This is a genomic window from Nitrospira sp. Nam74 (assembly GCF_965152615.1).
The window spans coordinates 4,681,051-4,707,812 of sequence record NZ_OZ224220.1 but is presented as its reverse complement, the minus strand read 5'-3'; the positions used below and the strand labels follow the sequence as shown (position 1 = coordinate 4,707,812).

The window sequence follows — 26,762 nt, the reverse complement described above, 5'->3', positions numbered from 1 at the left end:
AACGATAGTCGGAGGAGTGCGTGACAGATAATCATGTTTTGAGCGATCTGCTGATCATCTTTTCAGTGTCCATCTCGGTCGTTTTGATCTTTCAGCGTCTTCGCTTGCCGTCCATTGCCGGATTTTTAGCGGCCGGTGCGCTCCTCGGTCCGCATGGTCTGAACCTGGTGTCCGATGTGGCTCAGGTCCACGTCATGGCCGAGATCGGTGTCGTGATGTTGCTCTTCACCATCGGGATCGAATTCTCGACGGCGCACCTCACGGCCACCCGTCGCCTGTTATTGATTGGCGGGCCGCTTCAGGTCGGCAGTGTCGTGCTACTGACGGCCATCATCGGCCGGTTCTTTGGCTTGTCTTCGGGACAAGCCATTTTCTGGGGATGTCTCTTGTCTTTGAGCAGTACGGCCATCGTGCTAAAGATGCTGGCCGATCGTGGCGAGACGGATTCGCCTCATGGGCACATCACGATCGGGATCTTAATCTTTCAAGATCTCGCCGTCGTGCCCATGATGCTGCTCACGCCGATGCTGGCCCAGCCGATCGACGGAGCCGTGCTTCCGTTGTTGGGGGTGTTGCTGAAATCCGTCGGACTCGTGGCGTTGATTGTTGTCACGGCCTGGTTCCTTGTTCCCCGACTTCTGGATCATATTGTGCGCAGCCGCAGCCGCGAGCTTTTTTTGCTGACGATTATCGTCCTCTGCCTGGGCATTGCCTGGATGACCTCGCTGAGCGGATTGTCCCTTGCGCTCGGGGCGTTCATTGCAGGCCTGGTGATTTCCGAGTCCGAGTATAGTCACCAGGCGATGGCCGAAGTCCTGCCCTTTCGTGACAGCTTCAATAGCCTCTTTTTTGTGTCCATCGGGATGTTGATGGATGTCCGGGTCGTGTTCGAACATCCATGGCTCGTGCTCGCAATGGTTGGGGCTGTCATAGTCGGCAAGTTTATTACGGCCACCGGATCAGTCTTGGCCGCGGGCATTCCTCCGCGTTCGGCCATTCTAGCGGGTATGGCCTTGGCCCAAGTGGGAGAGTTCGGGTTTATTTTGGCTCAAGAAGGGCAGGAGTCCGGCCTGCTGGTCGGCGAACCCTATCAGTTATTTCTCGCGGTGTCTGTTCTGACGATGCTGTTGACGCCGTTTTTGATTCAGGTTTCCCCTAGGCTTGCGCGGCGGGCCGAAGCGTTGCAGCGCGCTCGACACTGGCTTCCCGGAAAAACGGCGGCCCATCTGGCGCAATCCGAATCCATGCATGTGAAGATTAAGGACCATGTCATTGTCGTCGGTTATGGGTTAAATGGACGGAATTTGGCCCGCGTGCTCAGTGAAACCGAGATCCCGTATGCCGTCCTGGATCTCGATGGCGATAAGGTTCGGCGAGAGGCGAAGAACGGCGTCCAAATCTATTATGGGGACGCCACAAGTCCGAATGTGCTTCGCCATGTACGCATCGACGACGCGCGAGTCCTGGTCGTGGCGATTTCGGATCCGTTTTCCGCCAGACGCACCGTCCAAATTGCTCGGGGGCTCAATCCGCACTTACACATTGTCGTCAGAACTCGGTATTTACGCGAGCTTCAAGAACTTCAAGAACTCGGCGCAGATGATGTCGTTCCCGAGGAGTTTGAAACCTCTATTGAGATCTTTGCGCTGGTCCTCCGTACGTACAAAATGCCGCAGGAATTCGTCATGCAGAAGGCCGAACAAGTGCGTCGCGAGGGTTATGCCCTACTCCGCCGTAGCGCTTTGCCGGAACTGGCGCATCATATGCGAGGCGGGACGCTTACAGACGTTGAAGTAGAAACGTGCCGGATCGATCCGGATTCGCCAGCGGCAGGCAAATCCCTCATGCAGGTTTCCATACGTCCCAGAACGGGCGCATCAGTGATTTCGTTGACGCGGAGCGGCATCACTCAGTCGAACCCTTCAGAAAAAGTGCGGCTTGAAGTCGGTGATATTCTGGTCTTGTTGGGGACTCGCGCGCAAATTCAGCGCGCCATCGGACTGTTGATCGATACGAAGACGGAATAGGTGTCGTGGAGGAGACCGATTTAGGGACGGCGTCCGGCCATAAGCTCATACGCTTCGTTCAGCGTACCGACCTCGATGACGGTGATATTGAGCTGGCGTCCCAGTTCGAAGAGATCCCACTCATCAGTACGGGCCTGACCTGCCGGAATCAACATGATATGCATGTTGGAGCGGGCGGCCCCTTCCAGCTTGCTTGGTAAGCCGGCGACCGGTTGGATGTGTCCGTCCGCCGTTATCAGGCCTGTGACCACGGCGTCCGGCCTGAGTGCATCCCCGCGCCAAGCGGCAATCAACCCCACAGCGATGGCGCTGCTTGCACTCGCTCCATTCGTGTAATTTGCATACGCACGATTCTTGATTGTGACCGTCCAGCCTGTGGCGTCCTCTTTGATTGCCCGGGCAGCAGCGGTGACGGCTATCTGTACGCCTTCTTTCCATTCATCTCCGACAGCGGATCCATGAGATCGTTCGCTAAACTGAATTGTTGGCCCCCGGTTCATTCGGTCTTCATCCAGTTGAATGACGATGTAATGTAAGCTGCCGACCTGCGCTCCGCCGATCACACCGATGGCCAGAGCCGGAACGGTCGCAAACCGGTGGGGTTCCGACCAGGCAAACGAGGGGGAAAAGAGTAGGACAGCGATCCCGAGCACGATGCCTGGTTGATGCGGCGGAATAGGTATCATCGAGAAAACACTTATATCAAAATCGCAGCCGGGCGGCTATGTGGAAGTGCCGGCGTTGCCTTGACACCGAAAAGAACCAGGGACTATAGTCAATTTACGGTGTCTCGCGTGATTTTCAGCGAACATACAGCGAAAGCAGGTGAATGATGAATGCCACCAAATTAGAACCAGCCGCAGCCCTCGCTGAATTGCAGGAAACGAAACCGGACCGAGTGACCATCGTGCTGCTGAGCGGCGATATGGATCGTGCCATGGCGGCCTTTATCATTGCGACGGGCGCAGCGGCCATGGGCATGCGTGTCACGATGTTCTTTACCTTCTGGGGACTAAATGCCATTAGACGCAAAGGGGCATCCAGCTCCGCGAAGGATTGGCTTCGCCGCACGTTCGGGATACTCAATAAAGGGGGGGCGGAGGCGCTGCCTTTGTCGAAGTTTCACTTTGGCGGTCTCGGGACCTCGATGATGAAACGTGTGATGCGTGAGCATCGCATGCCCGGCATCCCGGAATTAATCGAAACCGCTCAAGACCTCGGCGTGCATTTCATTGCCTGTACGACCACCATGGGTCTCATGGGCATTACAAAAGATACGTTGATAGGAGGCGTCGATCAGCTCGCCGGAGTGACCACTTATCTGGCAGAGGCCAAACAGGGCAGCGTCAACCTCTTTATTTGAGAATCGATTCGGAAGGCTCCGAAAGGAGGCAGTGCATGATTCAGGCGGATGTAAAGTTGGACACGCTCGGGTACTTTTGCCCGATGCCGATCATTATGACGTCAAAGAAGATCAAAGAGCTCGTGGCGGGCCAAGTGTTAGAAGTCATCTCCGATGATGAAGGGATTAAGAAAGACATGCCGGCATGGTGCTCCACGACCGGCCATGAGATGGTGGGCTTGGAGGAAGAAGGGGCAGCGCCCAAGCTGATCTATAAGGCGTTTGTGAAAAAGACCGTGCGCTGATCTCCATATTATTCCGCAGCCTCGCAGCCGGATACTCGCAAGGTATCCGGCTTCTTTTTCTCACCTTATCCACAGCTTCCCCCGGTTCAGACCAACAGATTCTCCTCATGGTTATCCACAACATATTGGATCGGTTGATGTTTAGCTATCCTGTATCTTGTACTTTTTTCTTGACAAGACCTATTCTCATTGATATAGGACGCTATCTCTTGTGGAGGATCAACCTGAACTCTCTCCGTCACAGGTTGTCTGCCGTCTCCTCTAGGTCCCGCCTTCTATGCAGCAGCGTTTTTATCCCAAGAAGCAGTTCACTTACCCATCCTCTTTTAGGAGGTTGACACGTGAGCGTAAGAACCTTCCATCCCGGCGATTTACACCACATCGGTCCATCTGTCCTCACCGAGACAGACACCGTCCAGTTTGAGCCGATCATCGCAGACGGTATCTATCACGGCATGCTCGTGCGCTCCTCGCTCGAGCGAGTGGCGCTGTTTTATTGGAGGCGGCTCAATCTCGCCCTATCTGACATCACCAGGCTGCGACAAGCGCTGATCCGATTTCACGCAAGACGCGCTGTCTTATATGTCGCAGCAGACATACCGATTCCAACCTCGTTGACGCTGTTGGCCACCCTCTCGAAGATTGCCATTGTGCGGGAAGACCCAGTCACCATGTAATGCACCGTTGTGCACCACATGCCAAGGGGGAAAAGATGTCAGGACCATTCATCCTCAAATATCTCCATCTCTTTCTCCGAGAAAAGTCAGCAGGGGCCTTTATTCTTTCTCGCAACGGCACCTCAGCGGATTTTGTCGGATCCAGCCCTGACGATGTAGCGGATGCGATTCGGCGGACGGCGAGGGATTCCGAATACCGATATTTTTGGTTTGCCATGACCTCGACATCCGAACAGGCGTACGAGCTTGAGCACGGCTGGTATCACCGGTACCGTCCAACCGATAACACGACCTCCCCTGTTCCGTACCCGGGTCTCGATTGGCGATGCACCATGAAAGGATGTGCCGCCTGCGCCCTAGCCGAAGCCCGAATGAGTGCTTAACGTAGTTCTGCCGTCTGCCCGAGAACCCCCCGCGCCATCGTCTTGACTTCACCTTGTGATGGCATTACGGTACCCCGCGGTGTATATCCGGCCCCTCGCAAGCCCGGTCTCCTATGCCATCAATCGCCAATAAGTCCTTGTTAGTGGACAATTGCGGACAGCTCCTGACGCTACGGGGCGATAACTGCCCCCGTCGGGGCCGCGAGATGAGGGACGTCAAGTCGATTCGAAATGGCGCCGTGTTAATTCGAAATGGGGTCATCTCTGCCGTCGGACCGGCACACCGCGTTCGCAAGGATCCGCTGGCGCGACGCGCGAAGACACTAGATGCTCAAGGTCGTGTAGTCATGCCTGGATTTGTCGACTCACATACGCACGCCTTATTTGCAGGATCCCGCGTCGACGAATATGTGGCCCGCATTCAAGGGGAGACCTATGAAGACATCGCCCGAGCGGGCGGCGGAATTCAAGCAAGCGCGAAATATATGCGAGCGACTCGACTCCCAGCCCTGGTGGATCAGCTCTGCCGAGCCGCGCAACAATTTCTTGAATATGGGACGACGACTGTAGAGGTCAAAAGCGGGTATGGACTTGACATCAGCCAGGAAGTCAAAATGCTCACGGCGATTCGGGCGGCGGCCGGTCGTGTCAACCTCGATGTGGTCCCGACGCTCTTGATTCATGATGTGCCTGGTCGATGTAAAACTGAGCGGTCAGCGTTTCTCCAGCAGATCATACGGGATTTGATCCCACACGTTGCCCGAGCAGGTTTGGCGGAGTTTTGCGATGTCTTTTGCGATCGTAGTTACTTCTCGGTGTCTGAAGCAAAACAGGTGTTGAACGCCGCCTCGCGCGCCGGACTCGCCTTGAAACTGCATAGTGAACAGCTCACTCATTCAGGGTCAGCCTCTGCCGCGGCCACCCTGGGTGCAGTGTCGGTCGATCATCTCGATCATGTGAAGGCGGATGATATGAGGCGGATGAGCAAGAGCGGGACGATTGCGACACTTTTGCCCGGAACGACACTCCACCTCGGCGACACGCGATATCCGCCGGCCAGGAAACTCATTGACAACGGTGTCCCGGTTGCAGTGGCCACTAATTTTAACCCAGGCAGTTCTCCATGTCTAAATATGCAACTCATGCTGTCCTTGGCCTGTTCGTACATGCACATGAGTCCAGAAGAAGCGATCGTCGCCGCTACGATCAATGGCGCGCATGCTGTGAAGCGGGGCGAGCGAATGGGCTCACTAGAGGTGGGGAAGCAAGGTGACCTCGTGATGATGGATGTATCCGATTATCGAGAAATTCCTTACTTCTTCGGAATGAATCATTGTATGCATGTCGTGAAAAATGGTCTCGTCGTATGGTCGAAAGGTCACGCGTAGCCATGGAGCAATTGGTCGAGTGTATTCCAAATTTCAGCGAAGGGCGTCAAGCGGACACGGTGCGTGCGCTGGTGGCGGCGATTCGAGCGGTCCCGAGGGTCTTACTCCTGGACGAGGAAATGGACGCGGACCACCATCGGTCTGTGCTGACGTTTGCCGGAAATCCGGATGCCGTCTCTGAAGCGGCGTTTCAGTGCACACGCATCGCAATGGACTTCATCGATCTCCGACGACATCAGGGCGGACATCCCCGCATCGGCGCGACGGACGTGATTCCGTTTGTCCCTATCCGTGGCGTCACCATGGAAGAGTGTGTGGAACTCGCCAGAGGACTGGGAGCGCGGATAGGACGAGAGCTCCATATTCCGGTGTTCCTTTATGAGCGATCGGCGTCGCGTGCTGAGCGGACCAACCTGGAAGCGATCCGGCGAGGTGGCATCGAAGGTCTAGCGGCCCGAATGGGAGCAGATCTCACATGGGCGCCGGACTTCGGCCCGTCACAACTGCATCCGTCTGCGGGAGCGACCGTCGTCGGTGCTCGCCCTCCGCTGATTGCATACAACGTGAATCTCCGCACAGACGACATCGAAATTGCAAAAAGTATTGCCAAAACCGTTCGCTTCTCGAGCGGTGGACTTCCCTATGTCAAAGCCATCGGCGTCGAGCTCGCCAGTTGCCGTCTTGTTCAAGTCTCTATGAACTTGACCAACTATGAAGAAACGCCGATTCATGTGGCGTTCGAAGCCGTCCGACACCAAGCGGAACAGCGGGGGGTGCAGATAGCAGGCAGTGAAATCATTGGACTGATTCCTCAGCAAGCTCTGATCCAGGCGGCCGAGTCTAGTTTAAAACTGCAACGCTTCAACTCGTCCCAAGTATTGGAGACGCGACTGGAAATGGTTATGGGTCGAGAAACTGAGGCATCAGGACAACACCCAGGCAATCACTTGCAGGACCTCGGTGGATCCGTGTCTTCATTTTTGCAGGTCGTATCCGATGGGACCCCGACACCGGGCGGAGGAAGTGTCGCCGCTTTGGCGGGAGCTCTCGCTGCCTCGCTTGGCATCATGGCGTGTCGGATCGGGCCGCCTTCGCAGAAACCAGAGGACAGTCGTGGACATGAACAATTAGAAGAGCTGGAAGCTAACGAGCAACGGCTTCAATTGCTGGCTGCGGAGCTTAAAGAATTGGTGCAGGCGGATGCCGATGCGTATGCATGCGTCGTTCGGGCCTATCGGATGCTGAAGAGCGATCCTGCCCGTCAGGCAGCCATCTTGCAAAATCTGCGGGCAGCCACGCTCGTTCCATTAAAAACCGCCGAACTGGCCAATGATGTCGCGATGCTACTCCTCGCGTTGCGGCAGCAGACGAAGGCCTCCGTATCGTCAGATTTAAAGGTCGGGCTCTTCATGGCGCGGGCAGCGATCGAAGGTGGACTTGAAAACGTCAGCACGAATGTAAAACAGTCTAAAAATCAATCGGTTGACAGCGAAATTGCGAATCGTATCCACATCCTTGAACAAAGTCTTGTGGAACTCAAGAGGCTATGCTAGACTCCTCGACCTCAACCAGTTCGCATCGTATTGGAAGGAATCACGTAGCCGATATGGAAATCAAAGTTTTCAATAACAATGTTGAAAAGGCGCTTAAGGTCGCCAAAAAGAAGCTTGCCGGGGAAGGTCTGTTTCGGGAACTGAAACGCCGGCGGTTTTATGAGAAGCCCAGTGTCCGGAAAAAGGCAAAGCAGCGTGAAGCCCAGCGCCGCCGTCAGAAATGGCTCGCGAAACGGAAGATGGAGTAAGCATCCTCGCCTGATCTCCTTCTCACCTGTCTCATTGTTCAATTTCAGTTAGTGTTTCATGCGGAATGAAGAAATTCATGCCGCCTTGCGCATCCTTCGTCGCGAAGTCCGGCAATGGCAAGAGCCCGTCGTCGGAGTGGTTGCCAAAGAATCGCGCGATCCATTCCGGATTCTGATCGCATGCGTCCTCAGTTTGAGGACCAAAGATCGCACGACCGCTGAGGCGAGCCAACGCTTGTTTGGGCTCGCCTCCGATCCCGCATCCATGCTGAAGCTGCCGCTTCCGGAGATCCAAGGAGCGATTTATCCGGTCGGGTTCTTTCGGACAAAAGCCAAACAGATTCATGCCATGTCTGCACGTATCCTCGAGGTCTACGAGGGGCGGGTTCCCGATTCAATTGATGACCTTCTGACTTTGCCCGGTGTGGGAAGGAAGACGGCTAACCTGGTCGTGACAGTCGGATACCGTAAGCCTGGTATCTGCGTGGACATCCACGTGCACCGGATCAGTAATCGATGGGGGTATATTCAAACCAAGACGCCTGCCCAAAGCGAGGAAGCTTTGTGTCAAAAACTTCCCTCCCGATACTGGATTACCTTGAACGACCTGCTCGTTCCATTCGGTCAGAACATCTGCCAACCAGTCTCGCCTCACTGTAGCCGCTGTAAGCTGACGAAGTATTGCGATCGAGTAGGCGTGACTCGGTCGCGGTGAGAAATTAAAAAATTCAAGGCAATGTTTAAAACGTTTTTCTAACTTTGAACGTTAAAACTTTGCCTTCCGTTTTCATCATCAGATGAAAAGAGTCGTTTCTGCGCCCGCAGTGAGTGAGAGGATAGTGGGAAGGCCCATGACTTCATCGACGTTCTTGGCTACGGTGTCCTGTTCGACGCCCATATATTCGAGGCCGGCACTGCACGCGACGAGCCGAAACTGGCCGACCTGTTTTGCTTCCTGGAACATCTCCGAAATCTTCGGCACCTTTTTTTCTTTCAGTAAGCGGGCGACTTCCTCAGCACTCCCACTGTACTCCGGCGGAAAGTCGATGACGTCGATCTGCCCTTGAGCCAATTTCTTGATCGTCCAAAATAGCAGGACGACCATGACGTCTTTCCCCATCGCGGCTGCAGTCAATCCCAGTGTGGCTACTTGGTGCAATTTATCGTATGTCGCATTGTGGGCGAAAATCACGAATCGCGGCTTTGGCTTCATAAGGACTCCATTGAGGTCGAGAGAATTATAACGTTGGTGCCGGTGAGTAACAACAACGGCGTCTAGGTGAGAGGCCTGGAGCAAGGAATGGATAGGCGGCCTTGCTCCGCAGCCAGTTGTGCGTCCGTATAGCCTGCGTCGGCGTGCCGCAGGATAGCCAGGGCGGGATCGTTGGTCAACACCCGCTCTATTTTTTCATGTGCCCCCGGTGTCCCATCCGCGACGGTCGCTTGTCCGGCGTGGAGCGAATAGCCCATGCCGACGCCGCCGCCGTGATGGAATGAGACCCAACTGGCGCCCGAGGCGGTATTGAGCAAGGCATTCAGGATAGGCCAATCTGCGACCGCGTCACTGGTGTCTCGCATCGCTTCGGTCTCGCGGTGGGGAGACGCAACTGATCCCCCATCGAGATGATCTCGCCCAATCACAACAGGAGCTTTCAACACTCCTTTGCCGACCAATTCATTGATTTTCAACCCCATGGCGGCGCGTTCGCCGTATCCCAACCAACAAATTCGAGCAGGCAACCCTTGGAAAGGCACATGCTGCTGCGCGAGGCGGATCCATCGTCGGAGCGATGTATTGTGAGGAAACAGATCGAGCGCCGCTTGGTCGGTGACCGCGATGTCCGCCGGGTCACCCGACAGGGCGATCCATCGGAACGGTCCGCGGCCTAGGCAAAAAAGCGGACGTATGTAGGCCGGCACAAAGCCGGGAAAGCCATAGGCATCCTGCACGCCGCGCTGATGCGCCATGGTGCGAATATTGTTGCCATAGTCAAAAACCACCGCCCCAGCTTGTTGAAGCGCCAGCATGGCCTGAACGTGTGCGGCGATCGAATCGAGTGCGCGTTCCGTATACTCAGAGGGTTTCTGCCGCCGAAGCGCCGCTGCTTCCTCCAATGAGAGACCGCATGGGACGTATCCGTTCAGCGGGTCGTGTGCCGAGGTCTGATCCGTTACGAGATCAGGGACTACGCGTCGACGGACGAGTTCCGGCAACACATCAGCGCAATTTCCGATCAACCCGACCGAGAGCGCCGACCGGTCTTGCTGCGCCGCCCAGAGCCACTGCAGTGCTTCATCGAGCGAGGCCGTCATGCGATCGCAGTATCCGGTCTGAATTCGCCGGGAAATCTTTGCCGGATTCACTTCCACGCACAGCATCACGGCCCCGTTCATCGTGGCTGCCAGCGGTTGAGCGCCGCCCATGCCGCCCATGCCGCCCGTGAGGATGAATCGGCCACTTAGATTTCCGCCGAAGTGGCGATCCGCGGCGGCCGCAAAGGTTTCATACGTACCTTGTACGATGCCCTGCGTCCCGATGTACATCCATGATCCTGCCGTCATCTGACCGAACATCATCAACCCCAGAGCATCGAGGCGACGAAATTCGTCCCACGTGGCCCAATGGCCGACGAGATTCGAGTTGGCGAGAAGAACGCGCGGAGCCCAGTCATGCGTGCGCAGCACGCCGACCGGTTTGCCCGATTGGATTAACAGGGTCTGATCGTGCTCCAGTGCCTGCAGTTCCCGAACGATCGCGTGATACGCCTCCCAGTTTCGAGCGGCTTTGCCGACTCCGCCATAGACGATCAAGTCTTGCGGGCTTTCCGCCACCTCATCGTCCAGGTTGTTCATCAGCATCCGAAGGGCGGCTTCTTGAGGCCAGCCTTTACACGACAATGCGGTAGTACGAGGCGCGCGAATCGACATGTTACTTCTGTTTTAATTTTGTCTGGGTCTTGACGCTGTTAATGAAATCATCGATGACGGTGTCCACCTCGCTGGCGGTAAGCGGCCGATCGTGAGTTTCGCTCTCGTCCACGAGATACGCATCGTTTTCTTTTTCTTGCCGAATGACGACCGTGTTTTCGGGCGTCACTTCTACGAGCATGAACCACTCTTTTACCCCTTTTCGAAGGGAGACCTCCTTCCCGAGCCCCTTTTTCGTGATCTCAATCTCGAGGTCTTGGGTTGTGGTGGTGTCCGGTACGGTCGATACCGATGGGTCCGCGGCAAACGAAGCAGGCAGGAACAGACTTTCGACACACAGGATCAAGGTCGCCACGACGCGGATAGCAGGAAGATTCTTCAGTCTCTTCATGGGACTCTCCTTCGTCGAATGGATGTCGACATGCGAATGGCAGGTAGAACGCCACTGAAGACCCCGTCAGCAACGAGCGCGCGAATCCGTTCAATGTCAATGGCCAGCACGCGGTCTTGTGTGAGACGAGGGACCCGTCGACGAATGGATTGTAACGCAAGGCGGCTCCCGACACCGGGTTGAAGCGGGCGATGAAAGTCGACGCCTTGCGCGGCGCATATCAGTTCGATCGCGAGAATATATTCAACGTTCGACACGATCTGTCGTAGCTTCAATGCCGAACCCATCCCCATGCTGACATGATCTTCCTGGTTGCCGGATGTGGGAATCGAATCGGCCGAGGCCGGATGGGCGAGGACTTTATTCTCCGACGTCAAGGCCGCGGCTGTGACTTGCGCCAGCATAAAGCCGGAATGCAAGCCCGGCTGCGGACTGAGAAATGGCGGCAGATCGCCGTACTCCGGATTGATGAGCCGCTCGATGCGCCGTTCGGCAATACTCGCCAGCTCGGTCATCGCGATCGCCAGATAGTCTAAGACCAACCCTAACGGTTGGCCATGAAAGTTTCCTCCCGACACGACTTCATTGCGATCCGGAAAGACCAAAGGATTGTCCGTTACACTGTTGATCTCGATCTCAAGCGTCGCGCGGACGTGATCCAGCGCATCGCGAACCGCTCCGTGCACCTGGGGCATGCACCGCAGGCTGTATGCATCTTGCACCCGCGGACAGCCGACGTGTGAGGCGCGAATCGCGCTGCCCGCCATCAGCGCGGATAGATTGGCGGCGACAGTCTGCTGCCCGCGATAGGGACGCAGTTTTTGAATACGCGGTTCGAAAGCAACCGGCGTACCTTTGAGCGCTTCGACAGACAACGCGCCTGCGACGTCCGCCGTATCGACCAACTGCTCGCATCGACGGAGCGCCAACAAGCCGAGCGACAGCATGGCCTGGGTCCCATTGACCAGTGAAAGTCCTTCCTTGGCTTGGAGTTGGAGTGGTTGTAGCCTTGCATGTGCCAACGCGGCCCGTCCCGGCAGACGCCGATTGTTCACGAGCGCTTCCCCTTCGCCGATCAGCACGAGCGCAAGATGCGCCAACGGAGCGAGATCACCGCTCGCACCGACCGACCCGCGGCATGGAACAATCGGCAGGATATTGCGATTCAAGAGCGTGAGCAAATAATCGGCCACCAACGGCCGTACTCCGCTATGGCCACGGGCCAGGACATTGGCCCGAAGCAAGAGGAGGCCACGGGTTTCTTCCGGGGTGAGGGGATCGCCGACGCCGGCCGCATGGCTTCGAACTAAGTTGAGCTGTAGTTGGGCGATATCCGAAAGAGAAATGCGCTGGTCGGCCAGTTTGCCGAAGCCTGTGGTCACGCCATATACAGGCTCAGGATGCGTGAGGACGCGTTGGATCACGCGGTGAGCGGCTTTCATCCGTCTCTCGGCTTCAGGCGACAACCGGACCAGTCGCTTCCGGTGGACGACTTCGAGGAACTGAGATGGAGTGAGATCTTCCCCGGTCAGTAAGAGTGCGGTGTGTGTTGATGTGCGTGCGGCAGGGCTCATCGGGCGGATTATAGCCCTTTGCCCGTTTCTCATGCTAGGATAACCACCGATGGAGGCACTCTTATCGAAAGACATTCTCTCAGGCCTAGTCATCCTTTCCATCGTTGGATTTATTGGAAGCCTGATCGCCATTCCCTTGATCTTAGTTCGACTGCCCCCGAATTATTTTGACGAACGCCATCCGCGAAAATGGATGGAGAATCATCATCCCGTTCTCAGGCTCATCGGCCATGTCGTCAAAAATGTGGCGGGCTTCGTCTTGCTGGCAGCCGGCATTGCGATGTTGGTTCTGCCCGGACAGGGGATTCTTACCATGCTGATCGGCATTTCTCTCGTTGATTTTCCAGGGAAACGCCAATTAGAACGGAAACTGATCGGCCAGCCGGCCGTCCTGAACACCATTAACAAGGTGCGCGAAAAGTTCGGCCAACCGCCGCTCACGGTCGCGCATCATTCGTAGCCATTTCGTCACCGTTCATCATGGTTGGCGCGCAACACCTCACACGCAAGACGTTCTATTTGATCGACGGAAGCGCCTATATCTATCGGGCGTTTTTTGCACTGCCCCCGCTTTCCAACTCCAAAGGTCAGCAGACCAACGCCGTCTATGGCTTTACAACGATGTTATTGAAAGTCCTCCGCGAGCATACCCCGGATTGCTTAGCGGTCGTCTTTGATGAAAAGGGGCCGACGCAGCGACATGAGGAGTTCAAAGAATACAAAGCGCAGCGCCCCGAAATGCCTCACGGCATGCAGGCACAGATCCCTTTGATCCATCGTGTCGTGCAGGCGATGGCGGTGCCGGTGATTCGGCAAGTCGGACTGGAAGCGGATGACCTCATCGGCACGCTCGCGCGCAAAGCTGAAGCCGCAGACTTCGATGTGGTGATCGTGACTAGCGACAAGGACATGTTCCAACTGCTGGCGCCGACGGTCCGCATTTACGATCCTGTGAAAGATAAATGGTTCGGCGAGGCCGAATGCCGAGAGCGGTTTGGCGTGGAACCGGCCCGGGTGGTGGAAGTTATGGGTTTGATGGGGGACACCATCGATAACATTCCAGGCGTCAAAGGCATCGGCGAGAAGACCGCCACCAAGCTGATTACCCAATTCGGGACGATTGAAGAACTCCTGCAGCGAATCGATGAGGTCACGCCGACCAAAGCAAAAAATCTCCTCCTGGCACAGTCGGACATGGCGCGCTTGAGCCGCCGCCTCGCCACCATTCAGGTGGATTGTCCCATTGAGTTTGATTGCGAAGCCTTCCGGCTCATGCCCCCTCCCTCTGAACCGCTTATCGCGCTCCTTCAGGAACTCGAGTTTTCCACGCTCCTGAAAGCGATTCAGCCGTCTGTGGCCACGGTGGCCCTGGGCGCCGACGTCATGAACGTGGGCGATCCCACGGCGGCGCGTATGTTCGCCGGGTCGATTGACACCATGGGGCCCGAAGATTCGATCGCCGTTTATTGCGTGTTGGACGATGCCATGGGTGTGCGAGCAGACGTACGTGGTGTGGCCTTGGCTTTGGCGAACGGAACGACGGCTTTTGCTCGACTGAAGGGGAGCGGGGATTTCCCGGCTCTCCTTGGGGATGTATTAAAGAGCCAAACGCGTCTCAAGGCCCTGCACGATGCCAAGCCGACGCTGTTGGCCGTACAGAGAAGCGGCCTGCCGCTCGCGCCGCCCTGGTTCGATACGATGATTGCCGCCTATCTGCTGAATCCCAACCGTCGAAATTACACACTGGAGGCGGTCGCGCTTGATGTACTGGGTTATCATCTGGGCGCCGCCAAAGCCGAGGAGTCGGATCAGCCGCCTGCCGATCTATTCAATCGACATGAGGGGTCTGCTGCGGAGGCGGCTGAAGCGGCCGCTGTGGTTGTCCGTCTGGTCCCTATTCTCAAGGACCGGCTCGTGGAGCAGGGGAGTTGGCGTTTGTTCCAAGACGTCGAAATGCCTCTCGTGCCTGTGCTTGCGGAAATTGAACGCAATGGCTTTGCGCTGGACGTGAACGTGCTCCATAATTTGGGCAAGGAATTGGATCGGGAAATGGACCGCATCAATTGCACGATCACTGCCCTGGCCGGTGAGTCGTTCAATTTCAATTCCCCCAAGCAGCTCGCCGCGATCCTATTTGAGAAATTGGGCCTCAAGCCTATCCGGAAAACCAAGACCGGCTACTCAACGGATGAAGACACGCTCACGCAACTGGCCGCGCAACACGAACTGCCGGCTCATATTCTGGCGTGTCGCAGCTTGAGCAAACTGAAGTCCACGTATATCGATGCGCTGCCGGCGTTGGTGAATCCGGAAACAGGCCGCCTCCATACCTCGCTCAATCAAACCGTGGCGGCGACGGGGCGTTTGTCATCCACAGAACCCAATCTACAAAACATTCCCGTCAAGGGCGAGTATGGCCTGCGCATTCGTGAAGCCTTTATCGCCGCGCCGGGTCATGTACTGATTGCGGCGGATTATAGTCAGATCGAGCCTCGCATTTTGGCGCATCTCTCCGGTGACGAACGTCTACTCCGGGTGTTCGAACGAGGTGAAGACATCCATACGGCAACGGCGGTCGATATCTTCAATCTTGTCCCGGAACAGATCACGCGAGAAATGAGGCGAATCGCAAAGACGGTTGTCTTTGGCATTCTCTATGGCATTAGTCCGTTCGGATTGTCGCAGACACTCGGCATTCCCCAGCAGAAAGCCCGCGAGTACATCGATGCGTATTTTGCGCGGTATTCAGGTGTGAAAGCGTTTATGGATCGTACGCTCGAAGAGGCGAAACGGACCGGCTATGTCACGACGATCTTAGGCCGCCGCCGGCCGATTCCTGAGTTGAACAGCCCGGATGCGACGCAACGCGGGTTTGGCGAGCGTATGGCGATCAACAATCCCATTCAAGGCTCTGCCGCCGATCTCATCAAAATGGCGATGATTGCGGTAGGTGCTCGGTTGAAGAGCGAGCTTCCCACCACAAAAATGATCCTCCAGGTTCACGACGAACTCATCTTCGAAGCTCCGGAGCCGGATCTAGAGCAAGCCAAGCAACTTGCCAAGTCGGAAATGGAACAGACCGGCGTCCGCCTTGGCGTGACAGTGCCGCTCAAGATTGATATCGGCGTCGGCTGCAATTGGCGGCAAGCACATCCCTAAGAGGATGTTGAAAAAGCACTATTGCATCCGTCCGACCCTAGCCGAGCCAAGATGCGCCATTTCCCCCAGCTTTGTTCTCGCGTCGCTCAGAGCTCACCGTACGGTAACAGTACGCTTCAGCTCCTCATTCGCTGCGGCCTCGTTGGATGGGCTTTGGGGACATCCTGACCTCTATGCTGACGTTTCGGCGCCGCAATGCGCACAGTGGACCTTGCTGAACAGCTTTTTCGACATCCTGCTGGTTTGTGGCGGTTCGTTGCGATTTCTCCTCTACGGATTTCTTGTTTTTCTCAACCATGAGCGAGGTGCCTATGCCAAGCACATACTCCATGCCTGTTCTGGTTTTACTCTGCATCTCGCTCATGCTCGGTCCTTCTCTATCCGCCGATGCTGATGGAAGAGGCGCCGATCCAACGGTCCGACCAGTGAATCGTCTGCTGGGCGAAGAGCCTACCGGTTCCCCGAGCGAGGCAGATGAGGAGCGCGCAGTGATGGCACAATTGGACAAGGTGCGCGCCAATCCCAAAGAACGGCGAAGATTGATCATGGTTGCTCAGATGTTGCTTGGACGATTCGGGTATGGGGTCGGACCGTTTGACGGTCGATTCGATGACAAAACCAGACGGGCCGTTCAGTACTACCAAGAATCGAATAAATTGTCGGGGAGCGGGGAGCTCGATTATCCGACTCTTAAGAAGCTGCTACAGGATGCGGATTGGCTCGAACAGCTTCCCGTGCAATTGCCACCTGCCGTGTTTGCCGGGGATGGGTGGGAGGCGTCTGTCTCGGCCAGTGGCACGTGGACGACCGCGAACGGCCGCGAAGAGATGTCTCTCCACACGACACACATCGAATGTAGCCGGAAATGGAACTTCTGCCTGGAATCGACCGCAATGATCGGGGAGGGCAATCAGCTCATTCTGAGCATGGACCATGAAGAAGTGGAACGATGGGATGATCAGGAAATTGTCACCAAACCAAAAGAGCGGGACTGCGTCACCGAAACCCTACGACTGAGCCGCTCGCAAAAGACGGTGACACGTGTACGCACTCGCACTATCGGGGAGCCATGTCGGCGTTCAGGTGGCCCAGACGTGACACTGCGTTTAGACGATGGTGTTACGATATGGAATAACTTGGATCCTGCCCGCAAAGAGGGATACCGCCGTATCATGAAGACAGGAGATTTTAATTTTGAAGATGCGAAGGAGTAGGGCTGCGGTACGTGTCAGGTGCCTACCGGTACATACAGACTTCGCATGATTTCCGTCGTATTAAACAGCATCGTATTCATTCTCGTGTACGCCGCATGACCATAGATGTGGTCCTTCGCGCTGCTTATCGCCGTCGAATCCTTGTAGTCCACCAGCAAGCAACGGCCGTCGTTGTGGCATCGCACGCTTTTGCGCGCACATTCGAGCCAGCGTTCAAACCCTTCGTAGGGCTCCAACAGTTCCCACAGAATTTTGTTCACAGCCTTCGCCTCGGGTGAGGCCGGCACGGCATCACTTCCTCCGACTGCGAGCTGCTGAACATAATCGCCGCCCCACGCGATCGGCATCTCCATGGTGATCTGCGGGAGTTCCATTTTGGCCAGCCAACGTTTCCCGTCGACTCGCATTGGACGATGGTTGATGATGTGCAGCAACTGACCAAGGCTGGAAGGATCCCACCCATAACGCACTGGCGTTCCGAATGTGACGACATCGAGCTTGGCGCCATTTAGGGCCTGATCGGGCGACTGTTCGAGCAGGTCAATGTCTGGTGTCGACTTGCCCGTGTGCGTTGAATAGGCCTTGAGTGCTTGCAAAAACGAGGCGCGGACGGGCGACTGGTTGGGCGCCATTAAATTCGAGGCCAACGCCATCACGAGACCGGCATGACCGTGGGCTTGCACTAAGATACGGTCGGCTGGTTGGAGCTTTTGTTCGGTCGCAAGGGCCCGCAGCCGACTGATAACCTGTATGGCTGCTTGTGATCGACCAATGTGATGATGTTCCGACGACCATAATATGCGCTGGCAATCTATCGGTCGTTCGGTTGATCGATTGATGGCTTTCCTGAACAGCTCGACATAGGCGTGCGAAAAATTGGCTGCGTCTCCGGCCTGATTATCGATCAACCGTTTGGTCGACTCGTCATCCGGGAGAGGCGGTGTTGCATCTTTCAAGGCAGACACGCCGTTGGTGCCGTCCCGCATAAGTGCGAGCAGTGCATCCAGACCGGCGATCCCGCGGGAGTATCCGCGCTTTAATCCGCCCACTTCGTCTAGACGTTGCATGCCGAACACATCGGTTCCGGATGCTGTGCCGTGCAGAAAGACTACCATCCGCACACCGGCCTGAGCGAGCTCACGCCCCATCTGAGCCATGGCGTCTTGCCAGGCCAACGAATCCGCAGGTGCACCGACGACCAGTTCTCGATATCCGACTCGGTCTCCCGGATCGGATCGTGAATACGCCGCGTGTTGAAAGTTGTTCCCGATCGGCATAGCGAATCTTTACCTGAATCCGCGGCGATGTTCAATGGAGCGAACGACAGGCATGAGGCCGAATCGGCTTGCCGTTCAAGCCCGCGAAGGGTTGACCGGCCGAAAATGCGCATGATAAGTTACAGGGCTTCGATCCAGTGGAACCTGAATATAGTGGGTGTGTATGCGCTTTCTTAAATCGGGTGTGATACTCACAACGATATTCGCGATAGGACTTTTCTTTGGGGTTCCCATTCTCCCCGTAGGATATGCCGCGAAGACGGGCGCCGCTCCGTCCAAGGACGCCAAGCAGGCGTCACAACCTGATATTCAGCCGGAACATGTGATCCTGTTTGTCCTTGAGGGTGTCGGAAAAGATTCCCTCAAAACAGGTGCGATGCCGGTACTGAGTCGGCTTGTGAAGGATGGGTCGGTCACCTGGTCGGCCACTGCGGTAACGCCACCGCTTCGCTTGCCGGCCATGGCGTCGCTCTTTACCGGCATGCCGGTCGAGAAGCACGGGATCACTTGGAATGCTTTCGACTTTATTCGTGGCTATCCTCGGCCGCCCACCGTCTTTGACTATCTGGATTTGAGCGGCGGCAAGGACAGCGCGATTTTTTTTATGGATGAGTCGCTCTATCAGTTGGCGAAGCCGGAGCCGTATACGGATTATCAAATGTGCGGGCCGCTGAAGCCTGAATGCAGTCCGGCGACCCTGGTCAGCTATATCCGTCAATACTTTAAGAAGGCGACCAGTGGACATGGCTATGGCCATGCGATTTTGTCGCTACCGCATTTCCTGGTCGTCCATTTACCCGAACCTATTCGCGCCGGTGAAGCGGATGGCTGGAATGCGAAGCCGTATCGCGATGCATTAAAGACTGTGGACGCAGCCATGGGTTCGGTGCTCGATCTATACAAAGAGCTTGGGTTGTACAACCGGACGACGGTACTCGTCACTTCGCTCAATGATATGGGATCGGTGCAGGCAAAAGGTAATGATCACGAGAGCGCATCGCAGCCGCCTCATGTGCTTTGGTTGGCCTCTGGGGCAGGCATCAAAGCGGGGCATACGATCGCACAGCCTGTTTCGATCCTGGACACCGGCGCCACCGTGTTACGCACGCTGGGGTTGGAAACCTATACGGAATGGGACAGTCGTCCCGTTGAGGAAATCTTCCGATCGGCCCGGACTGCCGCGGCAGATCAGCCTTCACCCCCTTCAGCGGTTCAGTAATTACCATGCAACGCATCAGACTACTTCTCACACTCTGCGCATACCTTACCGTGGCGGCAGTGGCGATTGCCGAGGCGGGTCCCCCGGCTGCCTATACCAAGGAACATACCATTACCATTGATGCGACCACGCTGCATCCGCCGAGCTGGTGGTATGTGCCGGGCGTCACGCCATTGATATGGAGCATGGATCCTGAAAACACCGAGGCGTATCGTACGAGCACGGCACGCGAACTCAAGCTCAAGCCCGGTTCGTATCGATTTGGAACATTCACCTTTGATTTTCCGTTTACCATCAACCTGGATGGGGTGTTGGAATTTCCGACGACGCTAGATCAATGCGTGTCCGGGCGCGGGACGCAAAAGTTGACGATCAAATGCAGCAGAACGCAGCCCTATGGCGGTCAGCCTGAATATAGCTTCAAATAGTTGCAAGAGGTTCTGCCATGACACCGGCAATTGATGATTTGCTCGAAGCCCTGGAAGACGTCGACGATGCGACGCGGGAAGAGGCAGCGAAGACATTGGCCGAACTTGCCGACTCCAGTACGCTGGAGCCGCTGCTCCAGGCCTGTGCAGACGATTTCTGGTCGGTTCGAACGCTGGCGGGCTGGGCCGTGGCGAAGATCGGCGGTCCAAAGGCAGTCGAAGCCCTGATAGGCCTTTTCAACGACCCCATCATGGAAGTCCGCAATGAGGCTGTGGCGGCAATGGTTCATCTGGGCGAGCCGACCGTGGAGCGGCTGATTCACGCGTTAAAAGACGAGCGTTGGCGTGTGCGCGAGCATGCCGCCAAAGCCTGCGGAGACATTAAAGACGCTCGAACGGTGGACCCCTTGATCGTGGCGTGTCGTGACCGCGATGGGGCGGTGAAGAGCGCGGCGGCTGAAGCCTTGGGGAAAATCCGTGCTGAGAAAGCCGTGCCGGCGCTCATTAGATTGTTCAGGGACTCGTCGAAAACCGTTCGAGAGACGGCCGGGACGGCGCTCGTCACGATTGGGGAGCCATCGGTCGACCCCTTGTTCAACGCGCTGGCTGATAAGGATTTTGTCGTGCGCTGCCACGCCGTCCGCGCATTGGGCGGCATGACTACCGACTATCAGATCGGCCGGTCTTGGGTGAAGCATCCCAAGGTGGTGGACAAATTGCTCGACATGTTAAAGGACCCTGATCGCGCGGTCCGCGAGGATGCCACGATCGCGTTGGGCATGATCGGCGATCCGCGCGCCGTGAATGGCCTGATCGAAGCCATGAAGGACGGGGCAGTGAAGCGGCATGCCATTATGTCGCTCGGCATGATCGGCGATGCGCGGGCACTGCCGCCCGTGTTGGCTGCGTTGAAAGGCAAGGGCATTCCTCAGGATGGGACACCGACGCCCGGTTGTATCGTCAGCGAGGAAGCCTTTATCAAGGAGGCGGCCGCGACGGCCTTGGGGCACTTTCGCGATCCGCGCGTGATCCCCAACCTCATCATGCTCCTGAAAGATGCCAATTTGCGCGATCGCGCCTCAGCGTCGCTCGTGCTCATCGGCGATACGGCCATCGAGCCGTTGGTGGCATTCCTGCACGACCCGAAAGCCTCGGAAGTGGAAACGGAAGGCGAGCGGGTCATGTCCTTTGCAACAAGCCGACTGACCCTGGCCGATGCGCTCAAGCAAGTGGTTGTAGAGACCTTAAAGAAACTGGGATGGGAGCCACCCCAGGAGGATGAAACGGTCAATTCCAGCGAAGCCGACAATCTACGCGTCAATATGCCCCTGGGGGATACCGGTCGCTTTGGGCCGTCCGGCGATCTCGCCAAGGGGGCCATGTAACGACGCGGCGCCTATGTGCTCACCATGGCAGACAGCGTTCTCGAACAGATTGCTGCGCTGAAGGATGAAGACTGGGCCGTTCGTGAGGAAGCGGCCGCGACCCTGGGAACCTTCGGCGATGCGCGGGCCGTCGGGCCACTTGTGCAGTTGCTTGGCGATGATGATCGAGCCGTGCGCGAAGCGGCCATGCAAGCCCTGAGGGCCATAGGTGAGGCGGCTGTTCCCGCGCTAGGTTGTTGTCTGGAAGATTCGAATCTGACGGTTCAGGAATCTGCGACGTCCATTCTGGCGACGATTGCAGACAGCCGTGTGCTGGATGTCCTTGTCGGCGCGCTGTCCAGCAGCGACTGGATTGTCAGAATGCATGCAGCGAAAGGTCTTGGCCGGATTGCTGAGCCACGGTGCATCGCTCCGATGGTGCCGTTACTACAGGATAAAGTGAAAGCTGTTCGCGTCGAAACAGCTGCGGCGCTGGCGGGTATCGGCGCGGCGGCCGTGCCTCCCTTACTTGAAGCGCTTCAGAGCAAGGAGTGGCTCGTGAAGCTCCATGCCATTGAAGCGCTGGGGAAGATGCGATCGCCGGACACCGTCGAGCCATTGTTGTTTGTCTTGTTTAACGACCCGGATACAGCGGTCCGAACTGATGCCGTTCGTGCACTAGGGGATATCGGAGACTCACGGGCAGTCGACTATCTCCTGACAGCACTGAATGATCTCGATGTGAGGCCGGTCGCTGTGGAATCTCTTGGCAAAATCGGCGACCGGCGTGCAGTGCCGGCGCTCGTGAAAATTGTGAACGGATCGAGCCGGCCGGATCAGAGCCGGCCGCTTGATGGATGCGGGGATCGATGGGATCAAGAGATGATCGTCATGGGATTGGCGGTCCGCGCCCTGGGCGATATCGGGGACGAAACGGCGATCCCTGCCTTAATCGCTGCGCTACGCTACACCGTGACCCGCTCGGAGTCCTCCACGGCACTGACGCGATTTGGGCCTTCGGCGATTCCGTTTCTTCTCGAGATCATCAAGAAAGAGCGCGACCAAAATATCGTCTACTATGCGAAAGAGGCCCTCAGTCAATTGGGATGGAGAGCGGGACGAGTCTCGTGATGAGCGGCGAATGAGGGGTGATTATTGAACAAGCGCTTCACTGATCACGCCGTGTTTTTCTAAGGGATCATGCCGAAAGAATCACTCGAAACTCTAATTTCCGAACTCGTACACGAAGAAGACTGGCGGCGAATGCGCGCAACGGCGGCGTGCCTGGCTGGCGGTCCGAAAGCCGTCGAAGGCTTGATCCATGTCTTGGAGACCGGTCCGGCGCCTTTAAAAATCGAAGCGGCCGGCATGCTGGCGCGCGTCAAAGATCCGCAGGGCGGTGCTCCTTTAGTGCGTCTGTTGAGCGATGATGATCCGGCCGTGCGCAAAGCCGGCGCGATTGCGCTGGAGCAGTTAGCCGGTGTCATGGATACCGTGGCGGCGACCGCGCTCGTTGAGCATTTGCACGAGTGCCGGGACGATGAACAGCGGAACGTGATCGTCCATCTCCTTGGTGTCACGCCCACGGCGATCAGACCGCTTACGGCCATGTTGAAGCATTCTGATGAGACCGCTCGTCTGACGGCTGCCGATATCCTCGAACATCTGTTGGACCCGCGCTCGGCTGACGCGTTGGTCGACGCGATGACCGATCCTATTCTACAGAACATTGCGGTGCGGACCCTGAAAAAGCTGAGTGCCATTCAGGAGCGCATCGATCAGGCGTTCGACGCGCTGAGGAGCGTCGAAGAATCATCTGAGCGAGAAGATGCGCGGATGTCTACGATTATCGACCTGTTGGGAATCGGCCGTCCGAGCGTTGAAATTCTCATTGGATATTTGAATGATGATGATTGGGTCGTCCGCGAAGCGGCGGTCGACCTGCTCGGGAAAATCGGTGACGTGCGCGCGGTGGAACCGTTGATGGAGCGGCTCCGGGTGGATAAGGATACGGGAGTAAAAGAGTTGGCGCTAAAGGCGCTGGGACTAATCGGTGATGCGCGTCCGGTGGATCTTTATGTAGAACTGATCCCGATTCGTCCACTGCGGGTCTTTGCGGTCGAAGCGCTTGCGAAAGTGAAAGATGCGGAGCGTCTCCGGCCGTATGCCGACTTATTTGAACGGCTCCAAACGGATCGGGACGGGTTGATTTCGTATAATGCGGGTGTGATTGTGAACAAGTTGCAAGCCATGGCGGCACAAGAGGAGTCGGTCGCCCAGGCGGCAGGCCACCAAGATGAGGATGAGTGAGATGGAGCAAACCGAGCGCATCAGCCAGCTGGTATCGGCTCTGCGGGATGAGAATGAAGCCTTGCGCGATCATGCAGCGGCCAGCCTTGGGCAAATGGGCATGGAGGCGCTGCCGCAACTTATGGCGCTGTTGGCCGATGAGGATGTGGTCATTCGCGAGGCGACGGCCAGCGCGATTGTTCGCATGGGGCCTGTGGCCGTAGAGCCCATGATTGAGGCAATGCAAGATGATGAATGGTCGGTCCGCGAACAAGCCGCCTCGGTGCTGGGCAAGCTCAAAGACCCTCGCGGTGTGGAGCCATTGGTGAAGGCCTTGAAAGATCGCGATGGGGCGGTGCGGACCGCCTCGGTCTGGGCCCTGGAGCGGTTGGGCGATGCCCGAGCCGTGCCCGGTCTGGTCGAGGCGTTGACCGATGGCATGGTGCGAGAGGACGTGGCGAGAGTCTTGAAAAAGATTGGCGACGTACGTGCCGTGGAGGCCTTGATCGACGGCCTCATGGGCAACAACTGGATGGTCCGCCGCCATGCAGCGGAAGCGCTCGGCAAAATCGGCGATGCGCGAGGCGTCGCCCCATTGATCGATGCACTGAAGGACGAAGATTGGCTCGTGCGCAGGAATGCGGCAGAGTCGCTGGCGAGGCTCGGTGATAGACGGGCCGTGGATCCCCTCTTACCCTTGCTTGAAGATGAGAATGAAATGGTTCAGGAAACGGCTGAAGGCGCATTGGGGAGCCTGGGCTGGAAACCGACAAACCCATAAACGAAAAGGATGCACCATGGCCGACGAGGCTCCGATCAAGCTTATACAGATTGGTCCCAAAGGGGGAGAGAAAAAGGACGGGTTCAACCTCGTCACCGAAAAGATTGTCTCTGTCAATGCTGCGGCCAAGCAACTCGAGGTCGAATTACTCGCGTATGACGGCAAGACCGTAGTGCTGGATGTCGACGAGGGGGCGCTCGAGGATCTGAAGAAGCTGAAGCCCGGTGACGGCGCCACCATTCGCGTCGTGGAAGAAAATGGCAAGCGGATCGCCAAAAGCTTTCGTATCCGTTCAAAGGATCCCAATGCTGCCAAGGCGGATGCGATGCTGCTGGATTTAAAGGACACCCATTGGCTGAATCGCAAGTATGCGGCTGAAAGCTTGGGCGAACTGAAAGATATGCGCGCGGTTGGCCCCTTGGTCGAGGCGCTCTCCGATGAAGTGGGCGATATCCGCCAGCGAGCCTATGATTCCCTCATCAAGCTCGGTGCGCCCTCCGTTTCCCAGCTCATTCCTTTGCTGGTCTCCGACGAGGACGAATTGCGCCAATCCGCAACGGAGATTATCCGCAAGATCGGCAAGCCGGCGGTCGAGCCCCTGGCTACCGCACTCGGGGAAGCCGATGACCGGCTCAAGACCAGGATTCTCAAGGTCCTTGATCGCATGGGGTATAAGCCGAAGGTCAAAGAAGAGAAGGTGGAGATCAAACAGCTTGGCCAGGCGGCCATTTAAGTTGCCGTAACCGGTTTTCGCGGCGGGCGTCCGATTGAGATGTATTGAAATCCCATCGCGGCCATCCGTTCGGGATCATAGACATTCCGGAGGTCGATAAAGAGCGGTTGCCGCAAGGCCGCCTTGATCTTCGGCAGATCCAAATTCCTGAAGAGATTCCACTCGGTCATGAGCACCAGCGCGTCCGCGCCGTGCGCCGCGTCATATGCATCTGCGCATGGGATCGCGCCGCGCAAGAGCTTCGAGCCTTCTTCCATCGCCGCCGGGTCGTACACCCGTACGGCACACCCTTCAGCGAGCAGCCGTTCTGCAATGGCGATGGCCGGCGCCTCTCGTAAATCGTTGGTGTTGGGTTTGAACGACAGGCCCAAGAGAGCCACGGTCTTGCCTGTCAGTCCCCCCATCGCCGTCTGAATCTTCTCCACCATCAACAGCCGCTGCCGCTCGTTCACACGCGATGTGGCGCGAGCGATTTCCATGTTGCAACCGACCTTCTCTCCCGTCTGAATTAATGCGGACACATCTTTGGGAAAGCACGAGCCTCCGAACCCGGGGCCCGCATGCAAAAACTTAGATCCGATCCGATGGTCCAGTCCCATGGCTTTCGCCACGACTTGCACGTCGGCATTAACTTGTTCGCAGAGGTTTGCCATTTCATTAATGAAGGAGACCTTCGTGGCGAGAAACGCGTTGGAGGCGTATTTGATCATTTCCGACGTCGCAATGTCGGTGACGACAAACGGCGTTTCAATGAGGTACAGCGGGCGATAGAGGTCTCTCATAATCGCAACGGCTTCGGCGCTGTCGGCGCCGATGACGACGCGGTTTGGACGTAAAAAATCCTCGATAGCAGAGCCTTCGCGCAGAAACTCCGGATTCGATACTACATCAAATCGAGAAGGTTTACTCTGATGGGTACGGATGACCTCGCGCAGTTTTTCTCCGGTTCCGACGGGGACGGTGGACTTCGTGACGATCACTTTGTAGCTCGTCATGGCCTGCGCGATGCCGCGTCCGACTTCTTCGACGTAGGATAAATCGGCCGAACCATCGGAGCGCGTCGGTGTGCCGACCGCTATGAAAATGACGAGGGCCTCTTCGACGGCTTTCGCAATGTCGGTGGTGAAGTGAAGGCGATTTTCTTTCAGCCCCTTCATCACCAGCTCGGTGATACCCGGTTCATAAAACGGCACGTCCCCTTTCTCGAGCCGGGCGATCCGCTTGGCGTCGATGTCCGCACACGTCACATGGAGACCAAATTCGGCAAAGCACGCGCCGGTCACCAATCCGACATACCCTGTACCCATCACGCTGATATACATAAGGCTCCTGTCATTGTGTAGGGAAGGAACCGAGCAATACCGGGGGCTGAAGTATAGCAACGGGGTGACGGTGTTGCAAGAAGCTATGGTGCAATGCGCCATGCCTGATGTAGACGCCGTTTCATTGACAGAGGTTTTGCCTGTTCAGTACAATCGCGTC

Annotated in this window: 26 protein-coding genes; 19 read left to right on the top strand and 7 right to left on the bottom strand. The window is 56.7% G+C overall.

Annotation, left to right across the window (positions count from 1 at the left end; all coding sequences use genetic code 11):
- Positions 1 to 20 precede the first annotated feature (20 nt).
- Complete coding sequence (locus tag ACWHYZ_RS22215) at positions 21 to 2,027, top strand: cation:proton antiporter domain-containing protein (RefSeq protein WP_447984846.1); 2,007 nt, start codon at positions 21 to 23, stop codon at positions 2,025 to 2,027.
- A 20-nt stretch (positions 2,028 to 2,047) separates the two neighbouring features.
- Here ACWHYZ_RS22215 and ACWHYZ_RS22210 read toward each other — a convergent pair whose 3' ends face one another.
- Positions 2,048 to 2,713 (bottom strand): S16 family serine protease, encoded by a 666-nt coding sequence (locus ACWHYZ_RS22210; protein WP_447984845.1) that lies wholly within the window; start codon positions 2,711 to 2,713, stop codon positions 2,048 to 2,050.
- Positions 2,714 to 2,856: 143 nt separating this feature from the next.
- On the opposite strand from ACWHYZ_RS22210, the gene ACWHYZ_RS22205 reads away from it, so the two are divergent.
- The 8 genes from ACWHYZ_RS22205 to ACWHYZ_RS22170 all read left to right on the top strand — a co-directional run bounded on the left by ACWHYZ_RS22205 (position 2,857) and on the right by ACWHYZ_RS22170 (position 8,638).
- The gene (locus tag ACWHYZ_RS22205; protein WP_447984844.1) at positions 2,857 to 3,390 is read left to right on the top strand and encodes a DsrE/DsrF/DrsH-like family protein; all 534 of its coding nucleotides are present in this window, start codon (positions 2,857 to 2,859) and stop codon (positions 3,388 to 3,390) included.
- Between the two features lie 35 nt (positions 3,391 to 3,425).
- Positions 3,426 to 3,674 (top strand): sulfurtransferase TusA family protein, encoded by a 249-nt coding sequence (locus ACWHYZ_RS22200; protein WP_447984843.1) that lies wholly within the window; start codon positions 3,426 to 3,428, stop codon positions 3,672 to 3,674.
- A gap of 341 nt (positions 3,675 to 4,015) precedes the next feature.
- Positions 4,016 to 4,351, top strand: a complete 336-nt coding sequence (locus tag ACWHYZ_RS22195) for a hypothetical protein (protein ID WP_447984842.1) — start codon at positions 4,016 to 4,018, stop codon at positions 4,349 to 4,351.
- A 35-nt stretch (positions 4,352 to 4,386) separates the two neighbouring features.
- Positions 4,387 to 4,734, top strand: coding sequence for a hypothetical protein (locus ACWHYZ_RS22190; protein ID WP_447984841.1), 348 nt, complete (start codon positions 4,387 to 4,389; stop codon positions 4,732 to 4,734).
- Positions 4,735 to 4,940: 206 nt separating this feature from the next.
- A complete protein-coding gene (gene hutI, locus ACWHYZ_RS22185; RefSeq protein WP_447984840.1) occupies positions 4,941 to 6,122 on the top strand; it encodes an imidazolonepropionase in 1,182 nt (393 codons plus the stop codon).
- A gap of 2 nt (positions 6,123 to 6,124) precedes the next feature.
- A complete protein-coding gene (gene ftcD / locus ACWHYZ_RS22180; protein ID WP_447984839.1) occupies positions 6,125 to 7,675 on the top strand; it encodes a glutamate formimidoyltransferase in 1,551 nt (516 codons plus the stop codon).
- Positions 7,676 to 7,728: 53 nt separating this feature from the next.
- Positions 7,729 to 7,923, top strand: coding sequence for a 30S ribosomal protein S21 (rpsU, locus tag ACWHYZ_RS22175; RefSeq protein ID WP_447984838.1), 195 nt, complete (start codon positions 7,729 to 7,731; stop codon positions 7,921 to 7,923).
- 58 nt (positions 7,924 to 7,981) lie between these two features.
- Positions 7,982 to 8,638, top strand: coding sequence for an endonuclease III domain-containing protein (locus tag ACWHYZ_RS22170; protein ID WP_447984837.1), 657 nt, complete (start codon positions 7,982 to 7,984; stop codon positions 8,636 to 8,638).
- A 78-nt stretch (positions 8,639 to 8,716) separates the two neighbouring features.
- On the opposite strand, the gene ACWHYZ_RS22165 is transcribed toward ACWHYZ_RS22170, so the two are convergent.
- From ACWHYZ_RS22165 to hutH, 4 genes are all read right to left on the bottom strand, one after another.
- Positions 8,717 to 9,136, bottom strand: coding sequence for a DsrE/DsrF/DrsH-like family protein (locus ACWHYZ_RS22165; RefSeq protein WP_447984836.1), 420 nt, complete (start codon positions 9,134 to 9,136; stop codon positions 8,717 to 8,719).
- 62 nt (positions 9,137 to 9,198) lie between these two features.
- A complete protein-coding gene (gene hutU / locus ACWHYZ_RS22160; RefSeq protein WP_447984835.1) occupies positions 9,199 to 10,851 on the bottom strand; it encodes a urocanate hydratase in 1,653 nt (550 codons plus the stop codon).
- Between the two features lies 1 nt (position 10,852).
- Complete coding sequence (locus ACWHYZ_RS22155) at positions 10,853 to 11,242, bottom strand: hypothetical protein (RefSeq protein WP_447984834.1); 390 nt, start codon at positions 11,240 to 11,242, stop codon at positions 10,853 to 10,855.
- Entirely contained in the window at positions 11,239 to 12,816 is a 1,578-nt protein-coding gene (gene hutH / locus ACWHYZ_RS22150; protein ID WP_447984833.1) for a histidine ammonia-lyase, read from the bottom strand. The genes ACWHYZ_RS22155 and hutH overlap by 4 nt, the downstream gene beginning before the upstream one ends.
- A gap of 49 nt (positions 12,817 to 12,865) precedes the next feature.
- On the opposite strand from hutH, the gene ACWHYZ_RS22145 reads away from it, so the two are divergent.
- From ACWHYZ_RS22145 to ACWHYZ_RS22135, 3 genes are all read left to right on the top strand, one after another.
- Positions 12,866 to 13,276, top strand: a complete 411-nt coding sequence (locus tag ACWHYZ_RS22145) for a PGPGW domain-containing protein (protein WP_447984832.1) — start codon at positions 12,866 to 12,868, stop codon at positions 13,274 to 13,276.
- Positions 13,277 to 13,296: 20 nt separating this feature from the next.
- Complete coding sequence (gene polA / locus ACWHYZ_RS22140) at positions 13,297 to 15,975, top strand: DNA polymerase I (protein WP_447984831.1); 2,679 nt, start codon at positions 13,297 to 13,299, stop codon at positions 15,973 to 15,975.
- 329 nt (positions 15,976 to 16,304) lie between these two features.
- Positions 16,305 to 17,189 carry a peptidoglycan-binding domain-containing protein gene (locus tag ACWHYZ_RS22135; RefSeq protein WP_447984830.1) on the top strand — a complete coding sequence of 295 codons (885 nt, stop codon included), beginning with the start codon at positions 16,305 to 16,307 and terminating at the stop codon, positions 17,187 to 17,189.
- Between the two features lie 14 nt (positions 17,190 to 17,203).
- Here ACWHYZ_RS22135 and ACWHYZ_RS22130 read toward each other — a convergent pair whose 3' ends face one another.
- A complete protein-coding gene (locus tag ACWHYZ_RS22130; protein WP_447984829.1) occupies positions 17,204 to 18,466 on the bottom strand; it encodes a hypothetical protein in 1,263 nt (420 codons plus the stop codon).
- Between the two features lie 163 nt (positions 18,467 to 18,629).
- Between ACWHYZ_RS22130 and ACWHYZ_RS22125 the strand changes: the two genes are divergently transcribed.
- From ACWHYZ_RS22125 to ACWHYZ_RS22095, 7 genes are all read left to right on the top strand, one after another.
- A complete protein-coding gene (locus tag ACWHYZ_RS22125; RefSeq protein ID WP_447984828.1) occupies positions 18,630 to 19,685 on the top strand; it encodes an alkaline phosphatase family protein in 1,056 nt (351 codons plus the stop codon).
- Between the two features lie 5 nt (positions 19,686 to 19,690).
- Complete coding sequence (locus ACWHYZ_RS22120) at positions 19,691 to 20,113, top strand: hypothetical protein (RefSeq protein ID WP_447984827.1); 423 nt, start codon at positions 19,691 to 19,693, stop codon at positions 20,111 to 20,113.
- A gap of 17 nt (positions 20,114 to 20,130) precedes the next feature.
- Positions 20,131 to 21,498 (top strand): HEAT repeat domain-containing protein, encoded by a 1,368-nt coding sequence (locus tag ACWHYZ_RS22115; protein ID WP_447984826.1) that lies wholly within the window; start codon positions 20,131 to 20,133, stop codon positions 21,496 to 21,498.
- A gap of 24 nt (positions 21,499 to 21,522) precedes the next feature.
- Positions 21,523 to 22,608 carry a HEAT repeat domain-containing protein gene (locus ACWHYZ_RS22110; protein ID WP_447984825.1) on the top strand — a complete coding sequence of 362 codons (1,086 nt, stop codon included), beginning with the start codon at positions 21,523 to 21,525 and terminating at the stop codon, positions 22,606 to 22,608.
- A 69-nt stretch (positions 22,609 to 22,677) separates the two neighbouring features.
- Positions 22,678 to 23,787: a HEAT repeat domain-containing protein gene (locus tag ACWHYZ_RS22105; protein ID WP_447984824.1), complete on the top strand. Its 1,110-nt coding sequence runs from the start codon at positions 22,678 to 22,680 to the stop codon at positions 23,785 to 23,787.
- 1 nt (position 23,788) lies between these two features.
- On the top strand, positions 23,789 to 24,547 hold the full coding sequence (locus ACWHYZ_RS22100; RefSeq protein WP_447984823.1) for a HEAT repeat domain-containing protein: 759 nt from the start codon (positions 23,789 to 23,791) through the stop codon (positions 24,545 to 24,547).
- A 16-nt stretch (positions 24,548 to 24,563) separates the two neighbouring features.
- Positions 24,564 to 25,280: a HEAT repeat domain-containing protein gene (locus ACWHYZ_RS22095; RefSeq protein WP_447984822.1), complete on the top strand. Its 717-nt coding sequence runs from the start codon at positions 24,564 to 24,566 to the stop codon at positions 25,278 to 25,280.
- Here ACWHYZ_RS22095 and ACWHYZ_RS22090 read toward each other — a convergent pair.
- The gene (locus ACWHYZ_RS22090; RefSeq protein ID WP_447984821.1) at positions 25,277 to 26,602 is read right to left on the bottom strand and encodes a UDP-glucose dehydrogenase family protein; all 1,326 of its coding nucleotides are present in this window, start codon (positions 26,600 to 26,602) and stop codon (positions 25,277 to 25,279) included. The two genes, ACWHYZ_RS22095 and ACWHYZ_RS22090, sit on opposite strands and share 4 nt — an antisense overlap.
- Between the last annotated feature and the right edge of the window lie 160 nt (positions 26,603 to 26,762).